The sequence below is a fragment of the Microbacterium sp. NPDC028030 genome (assembly GCF_040637855.1).
Classification (GTDB): Bacteria; Actinomycetota; Actinomycetes; order Actinomycetales; family Microbacteriaceae; genus Microbacterium.
In genome coordinates, this window is sequence record NZ_JBEZXF010000001.1 from 82,602 (window position 1) to 96,852 (window position 14,251).

General features: G+C 68.2%; 15 protein-coding genes. 7 read left to right on the forward strand and 8 right to left on the reverse strand.

The window, feature by feature from the left end; genetic code table 11:
• The 4 genes from AB0E56_RS00325 to AB0E56_RS00340 form a co-directional block, all read right to left on the reverse strand.
• Window positions 1-3,210: an efflux RND transporter permease subunit gene (locus AB0E56_RS00325; RefSeq protein WP_359796124.1), complete on the reverse strand. Its 3,210-nt coding sequence runs from the start codon at window positions 3,208-3,210 to the stop codon at window positions 1-3.
• Between the two features lie 16 nt (window positions 3,211-3,226).
• Window positions 3,227-3,814, reverse strand: coding sequence for a TetR family transcriptional regulator (locus AB0E56_RS00330; RefSeq protein WP_359796125.1), 588 nt, complete (start codon window positions 3,812-3,814; stop codon window positions 3,227-3,229).
• A 77-nt stretch (window positions 3,815-3,891) separates the two neighbouring features.
• Window positions 3,892-4,251: a CrcB family protein gene (locus tag AB0E56_RS00335; protein ID WP_359796126.1), complete on the reverse strand. Its 360-nt coding sequence runs from the start codon at window positions 4,249-4,251 to the stop codon at window positions 3,892-3,894.
• A complete protein-coding gene (locus AB0E56_RS00340; RefSeq protein ID WP_359796127.1) occupies window positions 4,248-4,619 on the reverse strand; it encodes a CrcB family protein in 372 nt (123 codons plus the stop codon). The genes AB0E56_RS00335 and AB0E56_RS00340 overlap by 4 nt, the downstream gene beginning before the upstream one ends.
• Before the next feature lie 86 nt (window positions 4,620-4,705).
• Here AB0E56_RS00340 and AB0E56_RS00345 point away from each other — a divergent pair, with 86 nt between their 5' ends.
• Window positions 4,706-6,232, forward strand: coding sequence for an FAD-dependent oxidoreductase (locus AB0E56_RS00345; protein WP_359796128.1), 1,527 nt, complete (start codon window positions 4,706-4,708; stop codon window positions 6,230-6,232).
• Window positions 6,233-6,256: 24 nt separating this feature from the next.
• On the opposite strand, the gene AB0E56_RS00350 is transcribed toward AB0E56_RS00345, so the two are convergent.
• From AB0E56_RS00350 to AB0E56_RS00360, 3 genes are all read right to left on the reverse strand, one after another.
• The gene (locus AB0E56_RS00350; RefSeq protein ID WP_359796129.1) at window positions 6,257-7,057 is read right to left on the reverse strand and encodes a nitroreductase family protein; all 801 of its coding nucleotides are present in this window, start codon (window positions 7,055-7,057) and stop codon (window positions 6,257-6,259) included.
• Window positions 7,058-7,061: 4 nt separating this feature from the next.
• Window positions 7,062-7,445: a hypothetical protein gene (locus AB0E56_RS00355; RefSeq protein WP_359796130.1), complete on the reverse strand. Its 384-nt coding sequence runs from the start codon at window positions 7,443-7,445 to the stop codon at window positions 7,062-7,064.
• A gap of 141 nt (window positions 7,446-7,586) precedes the next feature.
• Entirely contained in the window at window positions 7,587-8,384 is a 798-nt protein-coding gene (locus AB0E56_RS00360; protein WP_359796131.1) for a MerR family transcriptional regulator, read from the reverse strand.
• A 200-nt stretch (window positions 8,385-8,584) separates the two neighbouring features.
• Here AB0E56_RS00360 and AB0E56_RS00365 point away from each other — a divergent pair, with 200 nt between their 5' ends.
• Both AB0E56_RS00365 and AB0E56_RS00370 read left to right on the forward strand, forming a co-directional pair.
• A complete protein-coding gene (locus AB0E56_RS00365; protein ID WP_359796132.1) occupies window positions 8,585-9,424 on the forward strand; it encodes a DUF4097 family beta strand repeat-containing protein in 840 nt (279 codons plus the stop codon).
• Window positions 9,421-10,047: a PadR family transcriptional regulator gene (locus tag AB0E56_RS00370; protein ID WP_359796133.1), complete on the forward strand. Its 627-nt coding sequence runs from the start codon at window positions 9,421-9,423 to the stop codon at window positions 10,045-10,047. Before AB0E56_RS00365 ends, AB0E56_RS00370 begins: the two co-directional genes overlap by 4 nt.
• 228 nt (window positions 10,048-10,275) lie before the next feature.
• Here the strand turns inward: AB0E56_RS00370 and AB0E56_RS00375 are convergent, their stop codons facing one another.
• Window positions 10,276-10,818, reverse strand: coding sequence for a universal stress protein (locus tag AB0E56_RS00375; protein WP_359796134.1), 543 nt, complete (start codon window positions 10,816-10,818; stop codon window positions 10,276-10,278).
• A 148-nt stretch (window positions 10,819-10,966) separates the two neighbouring features.
• Here AB0E56_RS00375 and AB0E56_RS00380 point away from each other — a divergent pair, with 148 nt between their 5' ends.
• From AB0E56_RS00380 to AB0E56_RS00395, 4 genes are all read left to right on the forward strand, one after another.
• Window positions 10,967-11,152 (forward strand): DUF3073 domain-containing protein, encoded by a 186-nt coding sequence (locus AB0E56_RS00380; protein ID WP_029263716.1) that lies wholly within the window; start codon window positions 10,967-10,969, stop codon window positions 11,150-11,152.
• A 469-nt stretch (window positions 11,153-11,621) separates the two neighbouring features.
• A complete protein-coding gene (locus tag AB0E56_RS00385; RefSeq protein ID WP_359796135.1) occupies window positions 11,622-12,365 on the forward strand; it encodes an ATP-binding cassette domain-containing protein in 744 nt (247 codons plus the stop codon).
• 68 nt (window positions 12,366-12,433) lie between these two features.
• A complete protein-coding gene (locus tag AB0E56_RS00390; RefSeq protein ID WP_359796136.1) occupies window positions 12,434-13,657 on the forward strand; it encodes a hypothetical protein in 1,224 nt (407 codons plus the stop codon).
• Window positions 13,654-14,238: a hypothetical protein gene (locus AB0E56_RS00395; protein ID WP_359796137.1), complete on the forward strand. Its 585-nt coding sequence runs from the start codon at window positions 13,654-13,656 to the stop codon at window positions 14,236-14,238. The genes AB0E56_RS00390 and AB0E56_RS00395 overlap by 4 nt, the downstream gene beginning before the upstream one ends.
• Window positions 14,239-14,251 lie beyond the last annotated feature (13 nt).

Genomic DNA, 14,251 nt, shown 5'->3' on the forward strand with positions numbered 1-14,251 from the left:
TTACTCCCCGCGCTCGCGCAACTCGCGACGGGTGAGCTGGGGCGCGTGGGGCAGGCCCGAAGCGTCGATCAGCACCGGTCCGGATGCGGCAGCGGCGCCGGACCCACCGGGCCCGGTCGGAGCCTCCGGGGTCGGGGTCCCTCCCGCATCCGAGCCACCAGCCCTGCGCGCGGCCCGCCGCTCCTTCGCCCCTTCGACGAGGTTGTAGAGCGTCGGCAGCACGATCAGCGTGAGCACGGTCGACGAGATCAGGCCGCCGATGACGACGATGGCGAGCGGCTGCGAGATGAAGCCGCCGTGCCCGGTGATGCCGAGCGCCATCGGGGTCAGCGCGAAGATCGTCGCGAGCGCGGTCATGAGGATCGGCCGCAGACGCTTCTCACCACCGGCCTTCACCGCCTCGATGGTCGACAGACCCTTCTCCCGGTACTGGTTCACGAGGTCGACGAGCACGATCGCGTTGGTCACCACGATGCCGATGAGCATCAGCACACCGATCAGCGACGCGACCCCGAGCGGCACGCCCGTGACGATCTGCAGCAGGATCGCACCGGTCGCCGCGAACGGCACCGACACGAGAAGCAGCAGCGGCTGGCGCAGCGACTTGAACGTCGCGACCATGACCACGTAGACGATCAGGATGGCCGCGAGCATCGCCAAGCCCAACTGCGAGAACGAGTCGGCCTGCTGCGAGGCGACACCGCCGACCTCGGCCGAGGCGCCGTCCGGCAGATCGACCGCGGCGAGCGCCTCGTTCACCGACTGCGTGGCGGTGGCGAGGTTGTCCGACGCCGGCGGCACCGTGATGGTCGAGGTGCGACGCCCCTGCTCGGTCGTGATCGAGGTGGGTCCGTTGCGCTGTTCGACGGTCGCGATGTCCTGCAGCTGCACGACGCCGAGCGGGGTCGGGATCGCGAGCGTCTTGAGCGCGTCGACCGTGGTGGGCGGGTTCGGCGTGACGATGTAGACCGTCAGGGCGGTGTCGTCGATCTCGACGGAGCCCGCCTGCTGAGGTCGCATGGTGTTCGACACGATCGAGCCGACGGCGACCTCGGAGAGTCCGCGCTGTGCTGCGGCCTCCCTGTCGACGACGACCGCGATGTACGGCAGCGACGCGGCGAGGTTGTCGGTCACCTGTCCGACACCCGCGCGTCCGTCGAGCTCCTCGACGAGCGCGGTCGTCGCGGTCTGCAGGTCGTCGCCGTTCGGAGCCGAGACCGTGATCTCGATGTCGCTCGACCCGAAGCCAGCCGATGCCGCGACCGACACCTCGCCCACGTCGTCGCCGAGTCCGTCGATCGCGTCCTGAACGTCGGCCCGCAGCTTCTCCTGGTCGGCATCGCCGTCGGTCAGGACCGAGTACGTGACGCCCGCGCCGCCGGAGAAGGCGTCGCTGAGAGCTGAGCCGCTCGTGCCGATCGACGCCTGCACGTGCTCGATGCCGTCGATGTCGAGCAGCGCGTCCTCGACCTCGACCGCGGCATCCGACTTCGTCTGCAGGCTCGCTGTCGGGCCCAGATCCTGCGTCACTGTCATGGTGTTCTGCCCGGAGTCGCTGAGGAAGTTGATCTTCATCAGCGGCGCGGCCGCCAGCGTGGCGCCGAGCACCACGACGGCGAGGATCACCGTGACCCCGGAGTGCTTGAGCGTCCAGCCGAGGATCGGGCGGTACACACGCTGCAACTGCGTCGGCGGTGCGTCGGGGTGCTCGGGATCGATGGGGTTCCCGTGCTCGTCGAGCAGCGGCTTGCCAGGCTTGAGGAACCAGTAGGCGAGCACCGGGACGATCGTCAACGCGACGAGGAGCGAGGCGACCATGGCGATCGTCACGGTCATGGCGAAGGGACGGAACAGCTCGCCCACCATGTCGCCGACGAACACGATCGGCAGGAACACCGCGACCGTCGTGATGGTCGATGCCGTGATCGCCATCGCGACCTCGCGCACGGCGAGGCGGATCGCGTCGCCCTTGTCGGCGTCGCCCACATAGTGGCGTTTGATGTTCTCGATCACCACGATCGAGTCGTCGACCACGCGACCGATCGCGATCGTGAGGGCACCGAGGGTCAGCACGTTGAGCGAATAGCCGAACGCCTGCAGCCCGATGAACGTGATGAGCACGCTGGTCGGGATCGAGATCGCGGTGACGAGCGTCGAGCGGATCGAGAGCAGGAACACCAGGATCACGATCACCGCGAACACCAGGCCGAGCAGACCTTCGGTCGCCAGCGTCTCGATCGACTGCACGATGAACGGGGCCTGGTCGAAGATGATCGTGAACTCGGCGTCGGGGAAGGCCTCGCCGATCTCGTCGAGGGCGGCGATCACGCCGTTCGACACCTCGACCGTGTTGGCGGCCGGCAGCTTCGTGATCGAGATCGACAGGGCGTCCTCGCCGTCGACGCGTGAGATCGATGTGACGGGATCGGACTCCTGCACGACGGTCGCGACATCGCCGATGGTCAGAGCGGTCCCGACGAGCGGGAGCGCGGCGATCTCGTCGACGGAGGTGATCTTCGCCCCGGTCTGGACCGTGAGCGTCTGGCCGTTCTCGGTGATGTCGCCACCGGGGAAGAGCGTGCCGTTCTGCTGCAGCGCGTTGCTGATCGCCTGCGTGCTCTGCCCTTCCGCCGCGAGTTTCGCGACATCCGGCGTGATGCTGATGCGCTGGCCGACGCCGCCCACGATCTCGGCGGCGTTGACCCCGTCGACGTCTTCGAGGTCGGGTATCGCGACGGACTCCAGTTCCGCCTGCGCGTTGTCGGCATCCTCGAATCCGGTGACGGCGACCTGGATCACCGGGAAGTCGTCGATGGACACCGAGAGCACCTGCGGGGTCACGTCCTCGGGCAGCTGCGACGAGATGCGGTTGATCGCCTGCTGGATCTTCTGCTCTGCCGTCGCGAGGTTCGTGCCGTAGGCGAACATCGCCTGCACGATCGAGGCGTTGGTCGTGCTGGTCGCGGTGGTCGACTCGAGTCCAGGCACCCCCTGGATGGCCGACTCGACCGGGGTCGACACGTCGTTCTCGACGACCTCGGGCGATGCACCGGGGTAGGTCGTCATGACGACGAGCGCCGGGAGCTCGAGCGACGGGATCAGCTCCTGTTTGAGGTTCGTGAGCGCGAGACCTCCGAACACCGCCGCAACGATGGTGATGAGGGCGATGAGCGCGCGGTTCTTCAGGCTCAGGATGGCGAGTTTCGACAAGGCGGTGTCCTCGGTGTCAGGGTGTGGCTGTCGTTGCGGAAGAAGAGGAGAGGGACTCTCCGAGGATCCGCGCCAGTGCGGACTCGATGAAGGACTGCGCAAGGCGGTCGTCGCGGAGCTGCGTGTTCCACATGACGCCGTCGATGAAGATCATCGCCGCTCTGGCACGATCTTCGCCATAGGTCGGCGTGAGCAGTTCCACGAGACGGTCGGACAGGTGACGCGCGAGATCGCGCAGGCGGGGGTCGTGCACGGCAGCGGTGACCACGGCACGGTCGGCCTGCACGGCGTGGTGATCGTCCATGCTCTCGAACACGAGGGCGGCGATCACGTCGGGACTGTCGCCCCGTTCGGCGAGCGTCTGCCTGACCCCGTCGAGGCGTGCGTCGACCTCATCGGCGAGCGCGCGGAAGGCCGCGCCACGGAGGTCGTCGAGGGTGTCGAAGTACTGGGTCGTCGCACCGAGCGGCACGCCCGCGCGCGCGGCGACCTTGCGGTGCGTGACCGCTTCGGCGCCCACCTCGACGATGAGCTCGGATGCGGCGGCGACGATCTCCCGGCGGCGGGCCTCGGGGTTCCGCCTGCGGCGTGTCGCCTGCTTCATCCCGCCCCCTTCAACATCCGTACATGTACGTTTGTACATTTCCGTTTTGTGAGGATGCTGGGAGCCGCGGGCCCCGACTACACGACGGCGCCCAGCGCCAGGCCGAGGCCCGCAGCGACCAGGCCGCACAGCAGCATGCCGAGGGCGTTGAACACCGATGCCGGCCGCTCCCCGTCGCGCCACAGGGCGACCGTGTCGAGCATGGCCGTGCTGAAGGTCGTGTATCCACCGAGCAGACCCGCTCCAAGCAAAATCGCCCCTTCGGGCAGCGCCGCGGTGATGAGCCCGAGGGCGAACGAACCCGAAACGTTGACCACGAGCACGCCCCACGGGAAGCGGCGTCCGGCGAGCCGAGCCATGCCGCGGTCGACGAGGTACCGCAGCACCGCACCGGCCCCTCCGGCGAGCGCAGCGCCCAGGAACAGGAGGGGGCTCACGTCGTGGCCTCCGCCCGGGGCCTGCCGACGCGGAGCCCGAGCGCCGCAGCGCCGAGTCCGAGCACGAGGTTGCCCGCGGCATAGGCGAAGGCGAGCAGGGGCTCGTGCGACCACAGCGACAGGGTGCCCGTCGTGAAGGCGCTGTACGTCGTGAAACCGCCGAGCACCCCGGTGCCCAGCAGCAGTCGGAGTTCCGCCGTCGCGGGCAGCCGCGCCGCCAGGACCCCGATCAGGAAGGACCCGACCACGTTGGCGACGAGCACCGCGGCCGGGAAGCCGCCGTCGGGGAGCACGAGTCCGAGGCCGAGCCGCGCCGCCGTTCCGACCGTGCCGCCGAGGGCGACCAGAAGGAGACGACGGAGGTTCACGTTCGCCACTGTAGTAGCGCCTGACAGCGGGTCGGCACGATGTCAAGGGCGTGGAGTCCGTCCGCTCTCCGACGTTGACTGCTGCCATGAGGCCCCTGTGGAAGCTCGACCAGACCCTGCCAGCCGGATCGCCGTTCGACGCGGGCGCACGTCACGACGTCGTCATCGTCGGCGCCGGGCTCACCGGTCTATCGACGGCCGTGATGCTCGCCAGGGCCGGCATGGACGTCGCGGTGGTCGAGGCGGGACAGGTCGCGGAGCTCGCCTCGGGTGGGAACACCGGCAAGCTCTCGCTCCTGCAGGGCACACAGCTCGCCACGATCCGTCGCCATCACCCCGCGTCGCTCGTGCGGGCATACGTCGACGCCAACCGTGCGGGGATGGACTGGCTCCTCGGATTCGCCGACACCGCTGGCATCACCTACACCCGCAGGACGGACCATACGTATGCGCAGAGCGCCCAGGGCATGCGCGCCGTGAGCGAGCAGCACGCCGCCGCTCGCGAGGCCGGCCTGGATGCCCGGCTCCTCCGACAGCACGAGCTCTCGACCACCTTCCCCGCTGCAGGCGCCGTGGCGCTCGAGGGTCAGGTGGCGATCGACCCTGTGGCCGTGGCGCATGCACTGGCGACGGAGTTCCTGGCGGGCGGCGGGACGCTGCACACCGGCGTCCGCGTGACGGGGGCGCACGCCCTCCCCGACGGCCGGATCGAGACGGAGGCCGGGCCCTTGTTCGGTGAGCACATCGTGCTCGCCACCGGGACGCCGATCCTCGACCGCGGACTCTACTTCTCCAAGGTGCAGGGGATGCGGTCCTCCTGCGTAGCCTTCCGCGTTCCGGGTGGCGTCCCCGATGGCACTTTCATCTCCGCCGACGGCCCGACGCGTTCGATCCGGCCTGTCTCTCCCGCCGACGGGCCAGGCGATACCGCCCAGCTCGTCGTGGGTGGGAACGGGCACCCGGTCGGCCGCTCGGACGGCGAGACGGCGGCGATCGAAGACCTCGTCTCGTGGACGCGCCTGCACTTCCCCGACGCCGAGGAGACCCACCGCTGGTCTGCCCAGGACTACCAGTCGCACAACCTGATCCCGTTCGTCGGCGCTCTGCCTCGCGGCCTCGGGCGCATCCGCATCGCGACCGGATACGCCAAGTGGGGGCTGTCGAACGCCCCGGCCGCCGCGCTGCGCCTCACCGAGGAGATCATCGGCACGCGACGGAGTGATCGCCCGTCGTGGATGATCCGCCTCGGCACGCGGCTGACCGTTCCCGCCGACCTCGCTCGGGGCGCCGTCGAGGGCGCGAAGGTCGCGGCTGCGGCGACGAAGGGATGGGTCGAGGCCGAGGGTCGGCCCGTTCCGGTGCCCCGCCCGGGTGAAGGCGAGGGTGTCGTGGCGAATCGCGGCGGACGACCGGTCGGCATCTCCACGGTCGATGGCGTCACGCGCGCGGTGAGCGCCGTGTGCACGCACCTCGGCGGGGTGCTCGACTGGAACGACGCCGAATGCACGTGGGACTGCCCGCTGCACGCGTCGCGGTTCGCGGCGGACGGCACGAGGATCGAGGGTCCCGCTCTGCGTGACCTGCCGGAGGTATCCCGGACGTCCGATCGCTGACGCGGCGACGGCGATAGCGAGGACTCAGCGCAGCGGCTCGTCCCACCCCTGCTGAGGGGTGTCACAGTCCTCGCGGAACACGTACTGCGAGACCAGCTTGCGCTGACTGCTCGACCAGTCGATGGCGGGGCGACGCTGCTCCGGAGGCAGGTATCCGAGGCGATAGACGGCCATGAGCTCGAGGTCGTCCGGCACGCGGAGCAGTCGCACGATCTCGTCCCAGCGACCGGGCACCTCCATGGGGAACGAGATGAACTGGATGCCCATGCCCAGCTCGCCCGTGGTGAGCCACACGTTCTCCATCGCAGCTCCCATGCTGAACACCGAGTAGAACGACGACAGCTGTCCGGGGCGGTACTCGCTCCGATCGAGCATGACCCCGAGCAGCAGCGGGGACCCCGCGACGAGTCTCCGGTTCTCGGCTCCGAGCGTCTTGGGGACCCCGAACGTGTTCATCAGCGTCTGTCCACGCTTGGTGAACACCTGGTTCGTGAACGGCCGCAGCGCCGCAGGGAGCTTGTCGAACAGCATCCCGCTGCGCTTCTCCTCCATCTCGGCCTCGCTGAACCGGAAGTACGGCTTGTAGCGCTCGAAGAACGTGCCGTTCGACATCGCCTCGGTCATGCTCTCGCCGGAGATGCGGGCGATCTGCTCGATCGTGTCGCGGTTCTCGATCACCACGAACCGCCACGGCTGACTGTTCAGCTGCGACGGTGCGCGGCCGGCCGCCTCCAGGAGGATGCGCTGATGCTCCTCGGAGACCGGGTCGGGGAGGAACGGCCCGTTCGTGGTCTTGCGGCGGCGGATGGCGTCGAGCAGTTCCATGTTGTCACTTCCGGTCGGCGGGACGATGCGCGAGGATCAGCCCCGCGACGAGGAAAGGGGCCGCGGCGAGCGCGGTGAGAGGATGCCGGCGGCCGTGACTGCCGAGAGAGGGGATCGCGGTGAGGGGCACCGCCGCGGGAAGCAGCGCGACGGCGGCTCGTCGACCCGAGGAACGGGGTCCTCGTGACCAGCCCACCACGACGGCCGCGGCGACGGCGGTGCACGTGACGATGTACAGCGCGTGGTGCAGCCAGCGGAAGCGGCTGGTGTCGATCAGGCGCGTGGCGACCGATGCCCCGAGTGCGCAGTTCGCGCCGTAGGCCACCGCGGCCGCCGTGAACAGCGATGACGCGGCAGCGCTGCCCCTCGTGCTCCCGCTCCCCGTCATGGCCCCGACCCTACGCCGCATCCCTCCCCTCGACGCACCCCTTGCGCGCGGGCGGCGCCGTTGTGTACGAACGGCCGGGGTGCACGAAGGCCCGTGGGCACGACCGCACCCGAAGGGGTCGCGCGCACGGGGCCTTCGCCGCTAGAGCGTGCGCTCCGCGTAGATGCGGAGGGCGTCGCGGACGAACTCCGCACCCTCCGTCCCTCCGGACGACGTCGCGTAGTTCGCGCCGAAGCGCGGATCCGCGACGTACATCTCGCCGAGACCGATCACGTACGCCTTGACGTCGCCGCCTGGCGCGGCCGCGGGTGTGCCGGGGATGCCCGTGAGCCACTCGACGTGGCGCCGCGCGACGTCCTGAGCCTCGGCGGATGCGGGGTCGATGCCGCTCTCCGCGGCGGCGATCCAGTCGCGTCCCAGATCGGACACCCGCTTCTGCCAGTCGGCGCGCTCGGCGTCGGTCATCCCACGCCACCAGCGGTCGCTGTCGGCGTAGGCCTTCTTGCCCCAACGATCCTCGACCTCCTCCTTGTAGCGGGTGTGGTCGAAGCCGTCGAACATGTTCTCTGCCATGAGATTCTCACCTCCTCTCAATGCCGTGATGGTGGATTCGACCGACGCGATCTGCCGCGCCAACCGTGCCTGCTCCTCGCGCAGCAGCGCGAGGTGGGTCTCGAGAGCGGATGCCTCGGTGCGGGTGGACCCGTGATCGGACGCCGTGCTGAGCACCTCGGCGATCTGCGGCAGTCCGAGGCCGAGGTCTCGCAGCAGCAGGATGCGCTGCAGGCGTACGAGCGCCTGACCGTCGTAGTGCCGGTAGCCGTTGGCGGCCAGGCGTGTCGGCGGCAGCAGCCCGATGTCGTCGTAGTGACGCAGCGTGCGGCTCGTGGTTCCCGCCAGCCGTGCGATCTCCTGGATCGACCAGTCGTCTCTCTCCATGTCCCCTCCTCCCCTCCGTGTCATCACGACTCTAGAAGTTGACGCAACGTCAATGTCAACACCTCTTTTCCCCCCGCGCGGGCGAGCGCGCCGGCGGGCGCTGGCTGGGAGTTTCGTCAGCACTCTTGACACCATCGAGATATATCGTGTTATGGTGGCCAGACACGATATATCGTGATCCCAACACAGGAGAAGCACACATGACCGAGAAGTGGCTCATCGCCCCCGGCGAGGAACGCGTCATCGACATCGAATCCGTCACTCGCCTCAAGGTGGGCCTGGTCGGAGGGCAGGTCGACATCATCGCCCACGACGAACCGGGCATCCGCATCGAGGTGCACGGCGTCACCACCAAAGACCTGCGCATCGAGTCCCACGACGGCGAGGTCGAGATCGACCACCCGCAGCTGGGTTGGGACAACTTCCTCGAGGTGTTCCGCAACTTCGGCTCCGGTGGTCCCCGCGCCGAGGTGAGCGTCGCCGTCCCCCGCGCGATCGCCCTGAACCTCGGCGTCGTCAGCGCGGGCGCCCTGGTGTCGGGTCTGCGCAACGACGCCCGCCTCAACACCGTGTCGGGCGACATCATCGTCGACACCCTGATCGGCGACCTCACGGTCAACTCGGTCTCCGGCGACGTGCAGGTGCGCGGCCTCACCGGCTCGATCAGCGCGAACAGCGTCTCCGGCGACGTGGCGGTCACGGGTGCCGTGCGTCGCGCCACGGTCGACATCGTTTCGGGCTCCACTCTGGTGGATGCCGCCGGCGACGTGAACACCATCAACATCAACTCGGTCTCCGGAGGCACCACGGTGCGTCTGGACGAGTCGCTCGCCGCGAACTACGTCATCCGGTCGCTCAGCGGCCGCCTGCTGATCGACGGCGTGGAGCGCAGCTCCTCCGGCCCCAGCAACTACACGGGGACGACCGGCGAGCTGGCAGGACGCTTCGTCGACCTGCGCGCGAACTCGGTCTCCGGCGGCGTCACCGTGCTGCGCCGTACCCCGGCATCGATCACCGACGACGCGGAGTGGGAAGCATGAGTCCTGCCGTCTTCTCCCACGGCGACCTGCGCCTGTACCTGCTGTCGCTCCTCGCCGAGGCGCCGCAGCACGGGTACGGCATCATCCAGTCGCTCACCGACCGCACCGGCGGCACGTACACGCCGAGCGCCGGCACGATCTACCCCCGGCTCGCGAAGCTCGAGGAGGAGGGCCTGGTCACCAAGACCGTCGACGGCCGCACCACCATCTACGCGATCACCGACGCCGGACGCGCCGAGCTCGCTGCCCGTGAGGGCGACCTCGCGGGCATCGAGGCCGGAATCACCGACTCGGTGCGACTGATCGCGAGCGAGGTGCGCCAGAGCGTGCAGGATGCGATGAAGAGCCTCCGTGCCGATCTGGCCGCGGCCGAGAAGGGGGATCGCTCAGCCGCCAAGAGCCGTCCCCGGTCGGCCACCGACGACTCCCGACTCGTCAGCCGCGAGGAGATGCACCGGGCCGATGCGATCATCAACGCGTTCCGTGCGCGCGTGCGCACCGATCTGCGCACGCACATCGCGAAGGGCGGCACGCTGCCGTCGTCCGTCGTGACCGACCTGGAATCGGCACTCGACACCGCGGCGCGCGGCGTGACGGTCGCCCTGAACACCATCCGGTCGTGACCGGTGCGGCGGGCGGAGCCGACTCGCATCAGCGACCCCCGGATGAGCCCCGCCACGATGTGGTCTCGCCTCCTGAGGTCTCGCGGCAGGACCGAGCAGCGCCTTCCCACCCGCAGGTCGCATCCACGGCGCGGCACGGCGTCATCATCCGCTGGGGGTGACGGCGCAGACGAGAGGCCCCGCCGACGATTCGTCGGCGGGGCCTCTCGTCTGTGCGGAGCGCCACCCTCACTCCGGCCAGATCTCCTTCTGCTCGTCCGGCACCGACTCGCCGAGCGGCACCACGAGGATCGGACGATGCTGCCGATGGGCGAGCCGCGCCGCGACCGAGCCCGTGAAGAACTCCCTGATCGACTCGCCGATGCCGCGCTTGCGCGTGCCGACGACGATCAGCTGAGCGTCGAGCCGGTTGGCGAGCTGCTTTATCGCCAGGGCCGGGTCGCCGACGAGCTGACGCGCGGTCCAGGTGACATCCGTTCCCTGGAGCTGCTTCGCTGCGGCCGCCTCGACGGCCTCGAACTCCGCAGCACCGGCGTCGAAATTGATGTCGATCGGAGCCGAGTGGACGTAGCCATCCGGATCCTCGTAGGTCACGAAACGCGTCACGTCGACGTGGGCGACCACGAGCGGCGCGCCCAGCAGCCGCGCGTAGCGGACGGCTTCGGCGAGGACGTGCGGGTCCTGATCCAGCTGCATGCCGACGATGACGGCCTTCTGCAGCGCCGCGTTCTGTGCGGCTTCGTCGGACGGAGTGGAGGTGCTGTCGGTCATGAAGATCGTTCCCTTCACCAGCCTGGCTTCAGCCAGAGCGTCTTCCCCGCGTGCTATTCTGAATGCTACTCTTACCGGCTTCGCGCCGGTGTCGTGAAATGCCTCGGGCCTTACAGCCCGCAGCTTAACTCGTGAGGGGGTCTCGCGCATGGGCCGTGGCCGTCAGAAGGCGAAACACACCAAGATCGCCCGCGAACTCAAGGCGTACAGTCCGTCGGTGAACTACTCCGCGCTCGAGCGCGAGTTGGCTCACCCGACCGACGAAGACGCATATGTCGACAAGTGGGCCGATGAGTATGAAGACGAAGACGAGGACGAGCTAGAGAAGGCCTGACCGCCTCTCTGTTCGACCGAGACACCCGCACGACGTGCGGGTGTTTCGTCGTGTCCGGATGCGGGCGCATGCTCCGAGGGCGATCGCGGACCCGGCGACGACTCGCGTGACGGTTCGTGTGAAGGCTGAAGTTCGCTCGCAGCCGAACCACACACGGCCCGCGCCAGCACTCGTCCTCAACGGTGCGGCGACGACCCGCGACGATCCCGGCGGGATCGACACGACGAACACGGCACCACCCAATGGTGTGGGGCGCTCCAGAGGAGCACCCCCCGGGGTTCCGTCGGTCAGTAGGTTTGGTTGACGGCACCGACGTTGAGGTGTGCCCAGTTCGACCCATTCACCGCGGAAATGCTCCAGTGGTAGGTGTCGGAACGGGTCATGACCCCCCAATCGCTCCTCATCCTTGAGAGCACACGTAACGTTATAGTCGGTTACCTGTCAGTCCACCAGAGAGATCGACAATCAGATGAGTGCAGTCGTGGAACTCGCGGAGTGCGAGCTCGGTTATGGTCGGTCGACCGTGTACAGCGAGTTGAATCTCGAGCTCCACGCCGGGCGCACGGCTCTCCTCGGCCCGAACGGTGCCGGTAAATCGACGCTACTGGCGGCTCTCGCCGGCTCCCTGAAACCGAAACGAGGACGGATCGCGCTGGGCACCGGGCCCGCTCCGTGGGGAAGCAGCCGCCGCCACTATCTCGCGTCTGTAGCGTGGGTGCCGCAGGCGACACGCGCGTATCCGGGGCTCAAGGTTCGAGAGCAAGTGGCGTTCGCCGGATGGTTGAAGGGCATGTCTCGCACCGACGCCTGGGACTCGGCGCTGGGCGCGCTGAGGACGGTAGGCCTCAGCGATCTCGCGGACCGTGCATCGACCACGTTGTCTGGGGGGCAGTTGAGACGTGCGGGTATCGCTTCCGCGCTCGTGCACGACGCGACCCTGATCCTGCTGGATGAGCCCACGGTCGGTCTCGACCCCCTCCAACGGGATCAGTTCTTGGAAGCACTCGAGAGGCTGCCCGACACGGTTTCCGTGATCTGTTCAACTCATCTGCTCACTGAGATCACAGACACCTACGACGAGCTCGTCGTCGTCGACCGAGGTCAGGTTCGAACCCAGAGATCGATCTCCGCGGTCTTCTCTGATCCGGCAGGAGGCGACGCCGCGACGGCACTGCGCCGCGAGTACGAGAAGTGGGTTGAGCGCGAGCAATGAGATTCAGCGTGTTGCCGTGGCGCTCCTCGCCCGCCTTGTGGTTGCCACCGATCGGAATCGTCTGCGTCATGGTGTACGCCGCCACGTACGTCCATCCAGTCGACTACGCCGGATATCTCCCTGCCGCGATCGGCAACGCCGGCTTCTTCCTCCTCTTCTCGTGCGCGGTCGCCGCGATCTCCAGTGCGATCGAGATTGCGCGGCTTCGGCGGTCAGGGATGATCGCCGTTCCTCAGGCCCGATCGTCGAACAGAACAATGATCGCCGTGCTCTCCAAGAGCGTCGTCGGCGCCCTGGTTGTACAGGTGTTCGGCATCGTGTGGCTCATCGTGAGCTACCCGCCGGTGGGCGGAGACCTGCCGTGGATCGTCATCGCGATGTACGTGACAGTGATCGCGTTCCACGCCATGCTCGGAGCGCTCCTCGGAGCGCTGTTGCCATGGGTCGTCGCCGCAGCCGCCGCCCTCACCGCCTCATACTGCTGGTTGGGATTCACCCAGGCGATGCCGTTCCCCGCGGGGCGGTATCTCTCCGGGGTGATCGTCGTGCAGTGCTGCACGGTGGATACAGCGCTGACGCCCGGCCCCATCGCGGTCACGGTCGCGTTCGCCGCGGTGTCTGCGTTCTTGTTCTTCGCCCTTGTCCGCACACTGGTCACCACTGCACGGTCCCGTCGCCGCCGACGTGCGAGTGTCGTGCTCCGCGTGCTGACCGCCTGGGTTGCCGCGATCCTCGTCACCCTTTTGCTTCCGATCACTCAGACATACACGCCGGTGCAGGACCGCACCGATTCGGAGCTACTCTGCGACGGAACGGCGCCCCGCAGTTGTCTCTTCCCGGAGGTCGCCGCCGACGGGACGGTTCGGCGGACGATCGACACCATGTGGACGAACCTGACAGACCTGGGTCTCACTGTGCCCCCAGACATCACCGGCGCCCGTGGCGACAGCACTCCGGAGTCCGTGCACATGGCAATCCGAGCGGGGATGACACCCTCAGAGGTGGTGTACTCCTTCACCTCATCTCTACTGCCCGCCACCGGCGTCGCATACTGCGACGAGTCGGACTATCAGCAGCGTCAGACCGCCGCCTACGTAGCCGAGTTGTGGATCGAAGAGAAGGGAGGCCACGGGATGGACATCGGCGCGATTCAGACTCAAGCCCACGACGCAGATGGCGAGTACGCCCCCTTCCGCACTGTTCCGATCGAGTCTCAGGTGCACTGGGTCACCGCGACTCTGCCGATCCTGGGCACGTGTGATCGCCCCGTCCCGGCCTTCCCGACCTCATGATCTGGCTCCTCAAAGCGCGCCATACCTTCCCGCTGACAGGGATCGTCGCCGTCTCCCTGTTCGCCGCACCGCTCCTCGGGGATCTGAGCATCGCCATCCCCACCCTCCGCGGCGGCGTGGCCGCGGGAATCTCCGTCACCGCGGTCATCGCGCTGATCACGCCGATTGCCATCGGGCTGAGCCTTCACACCGACGGTCGCGCCGAATACCGAGCCGCGGCACGAGACCTCCGCGTCATCGACGCAGCCACGATTCTGGCGTACATCGCCCTCTCCGCTGTTGCCGCGCTGATCGCCGGGCTTCTCTTCCACACCATCCCCGCAGCCGTCGTCGCCGTACGCGACATTTGCGGACTCACCGGAATCTTCCTCATCGTCGCGTCCTTCATCTCCTGGTCCGCGGCGATGACGGCCCCCACCCTCTTCGTGTTCGTGTGCGCACTGATCGGACGGGCACCCACGGGAATCGAGACCTGGGCGTGGCCGATCGCGCTGCCGGGGTCTTTATCCGCCGTGGCCCTCTCCGGTACTCTCGGCGCCATTGGCTTCGCCGCCGCGGTCCTACGCCCTCGACGCGAGTAGTCGAGCCTCCACC

Bases quoted from the DNA above. Each gene is read 5' to 3' on its own strand.
- AB0E56_RS00330 (WP_359796125.1), bottom strand. From the start codon at position 3,814: ATGAAGCAGGCGACACGCCGCAGGCGGAACCCCGAGGCCCGCCGCCGG.
- AB0E56_RS00345 (WP_359796128.1), top strand. From the start codon at position 4,706: ATGAGGCCCCTGTGGAAGCTCGACCAGACCCTGCCAGCCGGATCGCCG.
- AB0E56_RS00350 (WP_359796129.1), bottom strand. From the start codon at position 7,057: ATGGAACTGCTCGACGCCATCCGCCGCCGCAAGACCACGAACGGGCCG.
- AB0E56_RS00355 (WP_359796130.1), bottom strand. From the start codon at position 7,445: ATGACGGGGAGCGGGAGCACGAGGGGCAGCGCTGCCGCGTCATCGCTG.
- AB0E56_RS00360 (WP_359796131.1), bottom strand. From the start codon at position 8,384: ATGGAGAGAGACGACTGGTCGATCCAGGAGATCGCACGGCTGGCGGGA.
- AB0E56_RS00365 (WP_359796132.1), top strand. From the start codon at position 8,585: ATGACCGAGAAGTGGCTCATCGCCCCCGGCGAGGAACGCGTCATCGAC.
- AB0E56_RS00370 (WP_359796133.1), top strand. From the start codon at position 9,421: ATGAGTCCTGCCGTCTTCTCCCACGGCGACCTGCGCCTGTACCTGCTG.
- AB0E56_RS00375 (WP_359796134.1), bottom strand. From the start codon at position 10,818: ATGACCGACAGCACCTCCACTCCGTCCGACGAAGCCGCACAGAACGCG.
- AB0E56_RS00380 (WP_029263716.1), top strand. From the start codon at position 10,967: ATGGGCCGTGGCCGTCAGAAGGCGAAACACACCAAGATCGCCCGCGAA.
- AB0E56_RS00385 (WP_359796135.1), top strand. From the start codon at position 11,622: ATGAGTGCAGTCGTGGAACTCGCGGAGTGCGAGCTCGGTTATGGTCGG.
- AB0E56_RS00390 (WP_359796136.1), top strand. From the start codon at position 12,434: ATGGTGTACGCCGCCACGTACGTCCATCCAGTCGACTACGCCGGATAT.
- AB0E56_RS00395 (WP_359796137.1), top strand. From the start codon at position 13,654: ATGATCTGGCTCCTCAAAGCGCGCCATACCTTCCCGCTGACAGGGATC.